Source organism: Bradyrhizobium sp. SZCCHNRI2009 (assembly GCF_032485115.1).
In the GTDB taxonomy this organism is placed as follows: Bacteria; Pseudomonadota; Alphaproteobacteria; order Rhizobiales; family Xanthobacteraceae; genus Bradyrhizobium.
The window spans coordinates 870,677-882,479 of the sequence record NZ_JAUEUH010000002.1; the positions used below are offsets into that span (position 1 = coordinate 870,677).

At 63.9% G+C, this 11,803-nt stretch carries 10 protein-coding genes; 3 read left to right on the forward strand and 7 right to left on the reverse strand.

Annotated elements, in window-relative coordinates; all coding sequences use genetic code 11:
* Window positions 1–182: 182 nt before the first annotated feature.
* The 3 genes from QX041_RS11555 to QX041_RS11565 are packed head-to-tail and all read right to left on the reverse strand — an operon-like array spanning window position 183 to window position 3,984.
* Window positions 183–1,784, reverse strand: coding sequence for an ATP-binding protein (locus QX041_RS11555; protein ID WP_316165362.1), 1,602 nt, complete (start codon window positions 1,782–1,784; stop codon window positions 183–185).
* Window positions 1,781–2,482 carry a response regulator transcription factor gene (locus QX041_RS11560; protein ID WP_315751067.1) on the reverse strand — a complete coding sequence of 234 codons (702 nt, stop codon included), beginning with the start codon at window positions 2,480–2,482 and terminating at the stop codon, window positions 1,781–1,783. The genes QX041_RS11555 and QX041_RS11560 overlap by 4 nt, the downstream gene beginning before the upstream one ends.
* 23 nt (window positions 2,483–2,505) lie before the next feature.
* Window positions 2,506–3,984 carry a DUF4173 domain-containing protein gene (locus QX041_RS11565; RefSeq protein WP_316165364.1) on the reverse strand — a complete coding sequence of 493 codons (1,479 nt, stop codon included), beginning with the start codon at window positions 3,982–3,984 and terminating at the stop codon, window positions 2,506–2,508.
* Between the two features lie 214 nt (window positions 3,985–4,198).
* Between QX041_RS11565 and QX041_RS11570 the strand changes: the two genes are divergently transcribed.
* The gene (locus QX041_RS11570) at window positions 4,199–5,566 is read left to right on the forward strand and encodes a glycoside hydrolase family 3 N-terminal domain-containing protein (RefSeq protein WP_316165365.1); all 1,368 of its coding nucleotides are present in this window, start codon (window positions 4,199–4,201) and stop codon (window positions 5,564–5,566) included.
* Window positions 5,567–5,580: 14 nt separating this feature from the next.
* On the opposite strand, the gene QX041_RS11575 is transcribed toward QX041_RS11570, so the two are convergent.
* The 3 genes from QX041_RS11575 to QX041_RS11585 all read right to left on the reverse strand — a co-directional run bounded on the left by QX041_RS11575 (window position 5,581) and on the right by QX041_RS11585 (window position 7,164).
* Window positions 5,581–5,868: a hypothetical protein gene (locus QX041_RS11575; protein WP_315711818.1), complete on the reverse strand. Its 288-nt coding sequence runs from the start codon at window positions 5,866–5,868 to the stop codon at window positions 5,581–5,583.
* Between the two features lie 130 nt (window positions 5,869–5,998).
* Entirely contained in the window at window positions 5,999–6,190 is a 192-nt protein-coding gene (locus tag QX041_RS11580) for a DUF3072 domain-containing protein (protein ID WP_315751073.1), read from the reverse strand.
* Between the two features lie 440 nt (window positions 6,191–6,630).
* Window positions 6,631–7,164: a hypothetical protein gene (locus tag QX041_RS11585; protein ID WP_316165366.1), complete on the reverse strand. Its 534-nt coding sequence runs from the start codon at window positions 7,162–7,164 to the stop codon at window positions 6,631–6,633.
* On the opposite strand from QX041_RS11585, the gene QX041_RS11590 reads away from it, so the two are divergent.
* Window positions 7,154–7,714, forward strand: a complete 561-nt coding sequence (locus QX041_RS11590) for a type 1 glutamine amidotransferase domain-containing protein (protein WP_315711823.1) — start codon at window positions 7,154–7,156, stop codon at window positions 7,712–7,714. The genes QX041_RS11585 and QX041_RS11590 overlap by 11 nt on opposite strands.
* Window positions 7,715–7,999: 285 nt before the next feature.
* The gene (locus QX041_RS11595; RefSeq protein ID WP_315711825.1) at window positions 8,000–10,282 is read left to right on the forward strand and encodes an FdhF/YdeP family oxidoreductase; all 2,283 of its coding nucleotides are present in this window, start codon (window positions 8,000–8,002) and stop codon (window positions 10,280–10,282) included.
* 14 nt (window positions 10,283–10,296) lie between these two features.
* On the opposite strand, the gene QX041_RS11600 is transcribed toward QX041_RS11595, so the two are convergent.
* Window positions 10,297–11,790, reverse strand: a complete 1,494-nt coding sequence (locus QX041_RS11600; protein ID WP_316165451.1) for an HWE histidine kinase domain-containing protein — start codon at window positions 11,788–11,790, stop codon at window positions 10,297–10,299.
* Between the last annotated feature and the right edge of the window lie 13 nt (window positions 11,791–11,803).

Below are 11,803 nucleotides of genomic sequence, written 5' to 3' on the forward strand. Positions count from 1 at the left end.
TGCGGCATTCTCGGCCGGCCCATGCAGCCGGCGGCACCGTGGCATACATTGCTCGTATACGAACGATTGGGAGAAGATATTCGCCGACAGGGACTTGACTGAGGTGGGGATTGCCGGCTGCCACGAACAACCGGAGGCAACTCTGACGCGGCGCCAATAGACTGCGCTATCTCAGATCGACGTCATGGGGCGCCTTCGATCGGCAGCCGCAGCTCGAACGCGACACCTTTGTCGCCCGGCCCCAGCGAGATCTCGCCGCCATGGCTTGCCATGATGGCGCGCACGATCGCCAGCCCCATGCCGGTACCGCCGCTGTCGCGCCGGGTCGTGAAGAAGGCATCGAAGATGCGGTCGCGGTTCTCCGGCGAGATCGGATCGCCGTCATTGCTGGCGATGACGATCAGCATCCCTTTGCTCTCCTCGGCCTCGAGGCGGATGCGCCGGGCGCCATGCCGGACGGCGTTGTCGACGAGATGCGTGAGCACGATCAGCACGGTCTCGTTCGGGAGCCTAGTGCTGCGCTCGACCGGGCCGGACGTCTCGATGACAGTCGAGGGGAAACGCACTCGCAGCGTGCCGACGGCCTCGGCTATGCTACCGGCCTCGACCGTCGACACCGTCTCCGCCCGTGCCAGCTCGCGCAAGCGTTGGGCCAGCGCCGCGAGCCGGTCGGCGTCGCCAAGGATGTTGGTGAGGAATTTCTCCTGCTCGGCGCGGGTCAGGGTCTCGGAAGGGCTGGCCAGAGAGTCGAGCAGCAGCTCGGCTGCGCCCTTGATCGAGGTCAGCGGCGATTTGAGCTCGTGCGTCAGATGCGCGGAAAAGCTCCTGATGTAGTTGGAGCGTTGCGCCAGTTGCTCGGCCATGGCGAAGAAGTGCTCGGCGAGCTCCGCGAAGTCGCGGGTGCCGTAATGGGCAAGCGGACGGAAACCCGCGGGATCGTTGCGTCCGATCCTGCCGGCGCGATCGACCAGCTCGCGCATCGGCCGTGTGATCGTGCGTGCCACGACGAGGCCGACCAGCAGCGTCGTGAGGACAATGGTGGAGCCGGCAGCGATGAACTTGCCGCGCTCCTGATAGAGATGCTCGAAGATGTTGCGGGGCGTGCGCGAGGTATAGATGACCCCGGCAACGTGATCGTCGACGATCACGGGCATGGCCGAGAACACATGGACGCCGACGCCGCGGCTGATCGAATAGATCGGTGGCGGGGCCTTGTCCGGAATGCGAATGCGGAGCGCGGCGCTGTAGCGTCCCTTCAGGGCGGCAGCCACCTCGTCGATATGAGCGAGTGATTTGCCCATCTCATCGCGGCCGGCGATCACGACCCCCTGGGGATCGAGCACGCGATACCCGGCCAAGGTGACCTTCTGCGTCTCCCTGACGATCGGCAGCAGCCGCGTGCCGATCGCGACGTAGGCAGGATCCGCAGGATGGACCGCGTCGCGGGCGTCCGGGCGGCGGACGAAAAGATCGTTGGCCAGAAGATCGAGCAGGGGGCGAATGGGCGTCACCTCGTCGGACGCATCCGGACGTGACTCGGGCGGGACCTCGGCGCCGAGCGGAACGCCGGTGGCAAGGCGCGCGGAAACCTCCTCGGCGAAGACCGCCGCGAGGACACGGCTCTGCGCGATCAGTTCCGCCTGTGTCTGGCGGATCAGCTGGTTGTCATAGATGCGAAAGAAGAACAGCCCGACGAGCGGCAAGGTGCCGACCAGCGCCAGCACGCCAAAGACGATCTGTCCTAACGACGGCCGCCATTTTGCCTTGGGCTTGGGCGCGATCATGGGGTGCCGCAGCGGCCGAGCCGGAAGCCCACGCCATGGACCGTCTCGATCGCGTCCTCGCAATGCGCGGCTGCGAGCTTCGCTCTGATGTTGCGGATGTGGCTGTCGATCGTTCGGTCGGAGACCTGAATGTTGAGCTGATAGGCGGCGGCCATGATCTGCTCGCGGCTGAACACGACCGCAGGACGCGTCATCAGCGTGCGCAGGATGCTGAACTCCAGCGCGGTGAGCGTCAGCGGCATGTCATCGAAACGGGCCAGGTGCTGCTGCGGGTCGAGCCGGAGCCGGCCATGGACGAGCTTCTCCGGCTCGGCCGAGCGATCACCTCCGCCGTTCGCGACCCGGCGGAGAATGACGTTGACGCGGGCAACCAGCTCGCGCGGACTGAACGGCTTTGTCACGTAGTCGTCGCCGCCGATCTCGAGCCCGAGAATGCGGTCGATCTCCTCGTCGCGGGCCGACAGGAACAGGATCGGCACTTGCGAGGTCCGGCGAATGCGCCGGCAGACCTCGAGGCCGTCGAACTCCGGCATGCCGACGTCGAGCACGATCAGGTCCGGACGGTCTTCGGTGACCCTGGCCAGCGCGGCGCGGCCGTCGGCGGCTTCCCTCACCGCCATGCCGGCCTTGCTCAAGGCCACGCGCAGGACTTCGCGGATATGCGGGTCATCGTCGACGATGAGGATTCGGGGAGACACGAGCTTTACTCCGCGGCGAGGCATCAGCTTGGTTTCTGCGACACAGGATGTGTATCGAGATAGCGCTGCAGGCGCCAGCCGCGAAAACTCCAGGATCGCCAGGACGCCATGCTGCTTTCCTGTTGCTCAAGGAGCCGATCACGGTCGCTGGCCAGCCCTCGGTCCGTCGGTCGCAACAGCATCGCCCGCTCGATGGCCGGCAGTGCCTCGGGCCCGAGCCAGACGAGATAGGAGCCGTCGATGAGAGGGCCGCTCTGTCCTGCCTCACGACTATGGGAGACATTGAAGTCTGCGATCGGTCGGTCGAAATTGATCAGCGCACAGCCGTAGATGGTCGCCGAGAGCACGAGCAGGTTCATACGGATGAGCCATGCGTTGGACTTGTCGAGAGCGATCCTGAGCACGATGAGGATCAGGCCGATCGCGACCAAGATCATCCATATCAGGGCCGCGATTCGCCAATAGGTCAGAGCATAAGTCTCGATATACATGTGAAGCCGTTGAATCGAGGACACGACCAGCATCACGTTCTGAGCCACCCAGAGACAGACCAGCGGCCGGACCAGTCGCGACTCGTTTGCCGTGGTCTCGGAGCGGACGGCGACGATGACGAAGGCAGCCGCGAGCAGCGCCGTGACGATCAAGGGGTAGGCGCCTCGGTGCGCATAGGTCGCATAGGTCATGCCGTCCGGAAGCGCAGCATGTCCCCACAGATATGCGCCGTCGAGCGCCGTCTGGAGGGCAAACAGGATGTTGAACAGGATCAGTGCCCGGATCACGGTTTCAGGGCCGAGCACGGTCGTCAGCATTGACGGCTGATCGGGCTCGCTTTCGATCGGCGGGCTCGAGGTCTTGGTCCGCTCGCGCCAGCGAAGGTTGACGAATGGCCAGACCATGGACAACGTCACGAGCCAGAAGATCGTGTGCCCCATCGTGAGTTGGGAGGCGACGCGCTCGGGACTGAGGACGGCGAACCACCGCTCAATGACCGGATTGGCTGCTGCGAACAGAGCCAAGAACACGCAGCCGAGTGCCAGCGGGATGCTCCAGACAACGAGAGTTCGCGTGATCATGTTCGTGCGCAGCGTCACGATCGCATCAGGTATCAGTCGAAACGGCCCGATCAGGAGCAACTGCCGCGCGGCGGTCAGCGGAAGCCGGAAGCCGCGCGCGGATCGGTTGGTCGCCAGCGTGATAGCCGACAGCGTCGTGAGCAGCAGGACAGGAAAAGAAAGCAGGTTCAGCTCCTCGATGGCGGGAGCCAGGCCGGCAACGAAGAGAACTGCAGCTCCGACCAGACGGTTTCGATCGGTCTTGGCAAGATTGGCGAGAATGCTCGCTGCGGCGAGCGCGGCGAAAAACAGCGGGAATGCCAGGCCGATCGGCCGGCCGTTGTAAAGCAGCGTGTCGGCGAGGCCGACGAGGCCGGCAGTGATGGCGAATTTGAGCCACATGGAATCGGGCGCGACGGGCGCAGCCGTCGGCTCGGCGAGAGTCGTCATGGAGGAATCCTTGGTTTGGGTCATCGTTCGGGCCGGGAGGCACAAGCCGATGAGCCAAGCATGACGCCTGCCCATGCAGCAGCTCACGAGGGGATCTGCAGCATTTCAGGATTTGTTTGCAGATTTCGTGCAGACGCGATTCCACATCTGGCGCAGGGAAAACGTGGTTGTTACGGCAATGGCCGTCTTTCCCCTCGGATGATCGGCTGCACACATGCTCGGACTTATCAGGACCGCGGTTCTCTGGATCCTCGCTCTGCTCTTCATTTTCGTCACGCTGAACAGCAACGAGCCCTATCTGGTTCGGCTGCGGGGCAGCGGCCACGCAGCCCTGCTCCTCATCGGGCTTGCCGTTCCGCTGCTGCTGATGCTCGGCGGTCGGTGGCGGCGGGGGCCCGCCGGACGCGCTCTGGTCGTAGCATGGTGCGTTCCGCTGATCATGCTGACGTCGACGCAGTTCATGTTTGCCTGGCGCAAGTACGAGACGTTCCGGACGCCCCCCGACGTGGCGCATCTGCTCGGCCGGCATTTCATCGTCGGTTACACGGCCGTCGATGACGCAGCCGCGTTGGCCCGGCAGGGGTTGATCGCGGGCGTCTATGTGACACACCACAACATCCGCGGCCGGACCGAGCCTCAGCTGCGCGCCGAGATGGCGCGATTGCAGGACGCGCGCCGGAGTGCCGGGCTGCCGCCTCTGCTGGTTGCGGCGGATCAGGAGGGAGGCGCCGTCGCACACCTGTCTCCGACCCTGCCGAACATGCCCGGCCTCGCAACGCTGGCCGATCTGCCGGCCTCGCGGCGCGCGCAGGATGCGTTCGCGATGGGGCGCGCCCAGGGTGAGGCTCTCGCGGCTGCCGGCATCACCTTCAATTTGGCTCCGGTCGTCGACCTTCGCCCGAGCTGGACACGCAACCGACTGGACTTTCACACCTTGATCGGCCGCCGCGCGATCTCCAACGATCCCGCGGTGGTTGGCGACATTGCGCTCGCTTACGTCCGTGGCCTGGAAGCAAGCGGTGTCCGCGCGGCCGTCAAGCATTTCCCTGGTCTGGGGCGCGTCGCAGCCGATACGCATCATTTCTCGGCACAGCTCGGCACGCCGGCAGATGTCTTGGAACGGTCGGATTGGCGGCCGTTCCGACAGGTGCTGCAGGGCTCGCACGCGGCGATGATGGTCGGTCACGTGACGGTCGATGCGATCGATCCAGAGCGGCCTGCCTCACATTCCAAAGCCGTGCTCGAGGGACTCATTCGCGGCCGCTGGAACTATCAGGGCGTGATCGTGACGGATGATCTCGTGATGGGGGCGATCTACGGCCGCGATCTCTGCAAAGCTGTCGTGGAGGCTCTCAACGGCGGCGCCGATCTGTTGCTGGTGGCCTATGACGGCACCCAGTTCCACCGCGCGCTCGCCTGCGCCAAGGAGGCTCTGGCGGAAGGACGCATCGACCTCGATGCAATCAGCAGGAGCGATGAACGGCTGAAGCGATGGGCGCCGACGGTTGACAAATCACAGCCGTCGAATGTGTCTACGGTTCTGCAAGAACCTGGAGGCGTGCATCAGAAGATCGTGGACTGAATGGCAGCGAGCCCTCAGCGCGGGCCATTGCCGGTCCAGTTGCGCCAAGCGACATTCGAGAGGCTTCGCAGGTCGGTCGCCAGCGGGCGTCGCGTCTGCTTGTCGTGCTGAGCGATGAGGTGCTCGGATTCGCGGATCTTGACCTGGAGTTCCGCAACCTGCCGCTTGGTCTGTTCAAGCGCCTTCGCATCGGCGCTCTCGCCCACCGTGAACCGCGCCGTCTCGATCTGTTTCAAGGTCGCGCGATTCTTTTTGAGCTGGGCGCGATGCCAGGCAACCTTGCTGTCACTGTCCGCAACCATGGTGGACTCCCGCGAAATGCCGCGGAGACTAAACGACCGATTTCTGATTCGCGACAGCTTCGGACCGGCGTCGCCAACATTGGAGTACCGATCTGCCTTCCCATCGTCCTGGTGAGTCGAATATGCCGGTTCAATCCAACCCTGCGGCGCGTCTCATCTCATCAATCAGTTCTGACGCTTCAGCCTTCGTCATCTCCGCTCGCGTGGGATCGGATCGGCCAGCCTGCTCGCTGAGCGTTCTCAAGTAGGAAGCTTGGGCATCCGTCATCGGATCGGCTCCGGAAACCCAGTCCTCGGGATCTTTCTGCAGCTGTTCGGCCATGGGGATCTCCCGTTGTTGCCCGGCTTCAACGGGAAAGCTTGCAATGTGTTCCTATTTTGTTCTATTGTGCGATCCTACTCTTGCTCGGGTGCTTCATGCGCGATCTATGTGTGGTTCGAGCCGAAATCGACCGTATGCGTCTCCGGGTCGGGCGGCAGCGCCGTGAAATCGTGCAGCTACGGCGAGCTCGGGCCTCGACGGCGGCCGCCGAAGTGCTTTTGCACCACATGTTGGAGACGCTTGACCGGCTGCGGCAACAGCGAGAGCGGCTCAAGCTGGAGGAAGCGAGCCGACTGCCTCGCAAGCAGCGCGGCGCCCGGCGCGCATGAGACGCTGGCGGTAAGGCCGAGCGATCCGCCGCTCGTCCGTAGTCCGATGATCAGGCCAGGAACCGACATGGCCGACGAACACCTGAGCCGCAAAGGCCAACCTGCGCCGGGTCATGAGGACGTCCGCATCTTCAATTTGGCCGGTGAGGAGAAAGATTGGTCGGTAGTCCGGCTCCCTCGATCAGCATCGGGCGTGTGAGCTTCGGGCAATACGATGTCCGGCGGCGCGGCGGTAAGCTCTTCCGGTGTGGCCTCGCATGATTTGATCTCGAAATTGTTGTCGAGGATTTTCTCGCCATGCGTGCCGAGCGTGATGAGATCGGCCTGTTCCGCGGCCTCCCAGACCTCGCGCTCGGTGCGAAACGGGCGGGTCATCTGTTCGTCATTCTCAAACAATGCGTAGGGCACGAGCGCCTCCAGATTGCGATCCGCCGATGCAGCGATGCCGTGCCGCTCGACGCCGCCCATCCATTCAAGGCAGGGACGTCCAAACAAACGGCGCCATAGGCAGGCTGGTTCCACCCAGGCGAGCGCTGACTCGATCGACCAGTTGTGACGATCCGCCCGGCCTGCCAGGCGGAACATGGAGGCCAGCGCGAGGTTGCCGGCGGTGTCGAATGGCCAGGAGACTCCAATGGATATCAAGGGAAAGAAGATCGCGATCCTCGCAACCAACGGGTTCGAGCAATCCGAGCTCGAAGTGCCGCGCGATCGTCTCAAGCAGGCGGGCGCGACCGTCGAGATCATCTCGCTCGCGCCGGGCGAGATCAAGGGCTGGGATGAGAAGGACTGGGGACGGACCGTCAAGGTCGACAAGACGTTGGACCAGGCGTCTGCTTCGGACTACGACGCCGTCGTGCTGCCGGGCGGTCAGATCAATCCGGATCTGCTGCGGCTCGAGCCGAAGGCGCTGCGGTTCATCAAGGAGATCTTTGAAGCCAAGAAGATCGTTGCGGCGGTCTGTCATGCGCCGTGGCTCCTGATCGAGACCGGAATTGCCAAGGGGCGAAAGATGACGTCCTACAAATCGATCAAGACGGACGTTGCCAATGCCGGCGCGCATTGGCAGGACGCGGAGGTCGTGGTCGATCAGGGCGTGATCACTTCGCGCAATCCCGGAGATCTGGAAGCCTTCAGCGCCAAGATCATCGAAGAGGTCAAGGAAGGCCGCCATCTCAAGCGCAGCGCGGCTTGATGCTGAGATCGGAAGCCGGGAGAAAACCCGGCTACCTCAGTGGGACGGGCCCAGCGCCCGAGGGGTCGAACGCTGGGCCGCAGTCCACACGGAGTGCCTCCAGCGAGATGGGGGAACGCCGCCAGAGGCATGGAAATGACTCGCGGCGGGCCGGGTCGTTCCCAATTCCTAGCGCGGACCTTCGCCCGCGGGACTTCGACGATAGCCTCGCAACGTTCAGTGAGGAATCGGAACTTCGCTGCTCATCCCGGGTTTGCCGCTTTTGAACAGGCCGCGGAGAGCGTCGTGAGCGAGAAAGCAAAAATCCAGGACTACAGGGCTCCGGCCGGCGGATGGGGTTCGGTGCACGCGGTCGCCAGCATCCTGACGCAGGAGGAGGTGACCCTGCTTGGCAGCGAGATCCTGTTGAAACAGAACAAGCCAGGCGGCTTCATGTGCGTCAGCTGCTCCTGGGCCAAGCCGGCAAAGCCGCACCCGTTCGAATTCTGCGAGAATGGCGCCAAGGCGACCGCGTGGGAAATCACCGGCAAGACAGTCGGACCGGAGTTCTTTGCTCGGCACAGTCTGACAGAATTGCGATCCTGGTCGGATCATCAGCTCGAAGAGCAGGGGCGTCTTGCTCATCCGATGCGCTATGACGCTGCGGCGGATCGCTATGTTGCCGTGAGCTGGGACGAGGCCCTTCGCGACATCGGGGCGGAGTTGAACAGGCTCGATCCACGCTCGGTCGTCATGTACACGTCGGGCCGGGCCTCGCTCGAGACGAGCTACATGTATCAGCTTTTCGGCCGCATGTACGGCACCAACAATTTTCCCGACAGCTCCAACATGTGCCACGAATCCACATCAGTTGCTCTGCCGGAGGTGATTGGCGTCCCCGTCGGTACGGTGCTCCTTGAGGATTTCGACAAGGCGGATTGCTTCTTCTTCTTCGGCCAGAACACGACCACCAACTCGCCGCGCATGCTGCATCCGTTGCAGAAGGCGGCACAACGCGGCGTGCCCATCATCACGTTCAATCCGCTGCGGGAGCGTGGGCTGGAGCGCTTCACTAATCCGCAAAATCCCATTCAAATGGTGCTGACGGGGGGAACGCGGATCAGCACGCAGTATCATCAGCTGCGCATTGGCGGCGATGGTGCGGCACTACTCGGATTGTGCAAGGCCGTGATCGAGGCGGATGATGCCGCGGTCGCGACCAAGAGCCCGCCCGTGCTCGATGTCGCCTTCATCGAGCGGCACACGTCCGGCTTCGAAGCTTTCGCAACCTGCTGCCGGCAGGCGTCGTGGAGCGATATCGAACGCTCCTCCGGCCTCACGCGCGGCGCCATTCTGGAGGCTGCCAAGGTCTACGCAGGCTCGCACGCCGTGATCGCCAATTATGGGATGGGAATAACCCAGCATCGGCATGGCGTCGAAACCGCGAAGATGATTGTCAACCTGCTGCTGTTACGCGGCAACATCGGAAAGCCGGGGGCCGGCATCTCGCCGGTTCGTGGCCATTCCAACGTTCAGGGGCAACGCACCGTCGGCATCTCCGAGAAGACCAAGTTGGTGCCGCTCGACAAGCTTGCCGAGCTCTATTCGTTCGAGCCGCCGCGTTGGGACGGTCTCAGCACGGTCGATGCCTGCCAAGGCATCATCAAGGGCGACGTGAAGGGCTTCGTCAGTCTCGGCGGCAACTTCCTGCGCGCCGTCCCTGAACGCTCGCTGATGGAGCCGGCGTGGTCGAAGCTGCGGCTGTCGGTGCAGATCGCAACCAAGCTCAATCGCAGCCACATCGTGCCAGGCGAGGTGACGTATCTGCTGCCGTGCCTCGGCCGCATCGAAATCGACCGGCAGGCAGGCGGAGATCAGGCGGTCTCGATGGAGGACTCCACCACCTGCATTCACGGCTCGCGCGGGCAGCGCCAACCCGTCGCAGAGACCCTGTTGTCGGAACCAGCCATTGTCGCCGGTCTCGCCAAGGCCACCCTGAAGCCAAATCCGCGCGTCGATTGGGATGCCTGGGTGGGCGACTACGCGCGCGTCAGAGACGCGATCGAGCGGACCTATCCCGAGCAGTTCAAAGACTTCAACAAGCGCCTGTTTGAGCCCGGCGGCTTTCCGCGGCCGCTTGGTGCCCGCGAACGCAAATGGAAGACGCCGACCGGCAAGGCGAACTTCACCGTGCCCAAGGCGGCGCTCAATCCGCCGGAGGAAGGCAATGGCGTGTACCAGCTGATGACCTTGCGCGCCGACGGCCAGTTCAACACCACCATCTACAACGAGGACGACCGGTTTCGCGGCGTCACCGGTGGCCGTCAGATCGTCTTCATGAACGCGAGCGACATGGCTGATCTGGGCATCAAGCAGGGCGAGCCGGTTCGGCTCTCGACCGAGGCCGATGACGGCGTGGAGCGCTCGCTGGGCGGGCTCCAGGCAGTGGCGTTCGACATTCCGCGCTACAGCGTGGCGGCCTACTACCCCGAATGCAACGGATTGATTCCGCTATGGCACTACGCGGAAGGGAGCAAGGTGCCCGCCGCCAAGTCGATCCCGGTCCGGATCTCGCGCGACATGGCCTGAGCTATCCGGAGCGGTCAGCCCGCAGCCCGTTGTCGTGCGTCGCCCGGCGCCGCCGTCGCGCAAGGGCTCGTGATCTCCGGCGGGGTCGCGCCGGGGCGGAGCGGGACGACCAGCCGGCACACCAATCCCTCGGGACGCCAGTCGAACGAGGCGCGCCCACCGAGCTGGCTTTCCACACTGGCCATCAGGCTGCGCGTGCCGAAGCCGCGCGAGGTCGGCGCGCGCACCAAGGGACCGCCGGTTTCAATCCAGATCAGATCCAGGCGCTCATCCTCGATGCTCCATTTGACCGAGAGATGCCCGGAGCGGACCGACAGCGCGCCGTATTTGGCCGAGTTTGTCACCAGCTCGTGCAGCGCCAGCGCCAGCGTCTGCGCGGTCGCAGGCTCAAGTTGCAGATCGACGCCGTCAAAGGCGACCTGGCCGCCGGTTGCATAGGGCGCGAGCTCCTCGGCCACCAACCTACCTATTTTCGCACCTTCCCAGCTTGATAGCGAGAGGATGGTGTGAACGCGGGCCAGTGCGCTGATGCGCCCCTCTACCGCGTTGACATAGGTCTTCACGCTGTCGGCTTTGGTCAGGCGAACGATCGACTGAGCCAAGGTCAGCGCATTCTTGGCACGATGATCGACCTCGCGGGTCAGCAGGTTCTGGCGTTCCTCGGCGCGCTTGCGCTCGGTGATGTCGATCGTGACCCCGCTGACGCGGACCACGCGGCCGGTCCTGTCGGTGGTCGCCGCGGCCGTTCCCACGCACCACCGCTCTTCGCCATCGGGCCGGTGGATCCGGAACTCAGCCTCATACGACGTCGCGCCACGGCTGAATTCCGTGACCACCTGGCGGGCGCGCTCGGCATCCTCCCGGTGCAGCAGCGCCATGATGTTCACGGTGTTCAGCTCGAAGTTCTGCGGCGTGACGCCGAAGATGCGGTACTGCCCCTCGTCCCACATCCAGTCGCCATTGACACCGTCCCAGTCCCACGAGCCCATCCTGCCGGCCGCGATCGCCATGCTCCGACGCTGCTCGCTCTCGACGAGCTTTGCTGTCGATCGCTCAAGCTCGGCGGTGCGGGCCCGTACCCGGTCCTCCAGCTCAAGGTTCAGATGTTCCAGCTCGCGTGTCTTGCGATAGAGCTCGGCAAAAACCTTGATTTTGGCGCGCAGCACCTCCGGCACGACAGGAACCGGCACGTAGTCGACGGCGCCCATCTCATAGCCACGAAGGCGATCGAAGTCGCTCACCTGGATGGCGGAGATAAAGATGATCGCAATCTTCTGGAACCTCGGATGCTCACGGATCATTTGCGCCAGCTCGAAGCCGTCGAGCTCAGGCATGCAGACGTCGACGAGAATCACCGCGATCTCGTTCTTCAGCAGAATTTCGAGCGCCTCGCGACCAGACGTGGCGACTACGAGGTTTTCGCCGAGTTCCTTCAGGATGACCTCGTAGGCCAGCAGCTTCGCCGGCTGATCGTCGACCAAGAGGATGTTGACCTTCGCATGTTCCATCATGATGAGCCGT

Coding starts and splice junctions, on each gene's coding strand:
- QX041_RS11600 (WP_316165451.1), bottom strand. CDS start 11,790: ATGGAACATGCGAAGGTCAACATCCTCTTGGTCGACGATCAGCCGGCG.
- QX041_RS11590 (WP_315711823.1), top strand. CDS start 7,154: ATGGATATCAAGGGAAAGAAGATCGCGATCCTCGCAACCAACGGGTTC.
- QX041_RS11555 (WP_316165362.1), bottom strand. CDS start 1,784: ATGATCGCGCCCAAGCCCAAGGCAAAATGGCGGCCGTCGTTAGGACAG.
- QX041_RS11570 (WP_316165365.1), top strand. CDS start 4,199: ATGCTCGGACTTATCAGGACCGCGGTTCTCTGGATCCTCGCTCTGCTC.
- QX041_RS11565 (WP_316165364.1), bottom strand. CDS start 3,984: ATGACGACTCTCGCCGAGCCGACGGCTGCGCCCGTCGCGCCCGATTCC.
- QX041_RS11575 (WP_315711818.1), bottom strand. CDS start 5,868: ATGGTTGCGGACAGTGACAGCAAGGTTGCCTGGCATCGCGCCCAGCTC.
- QX041_RS11580 (WP_315751073.1), bottom strand. CDS start 6,190: ATGGCCGAACAGCTGCAGAAAGATCCCGAGGACTGGGTTTCCGGAGCC.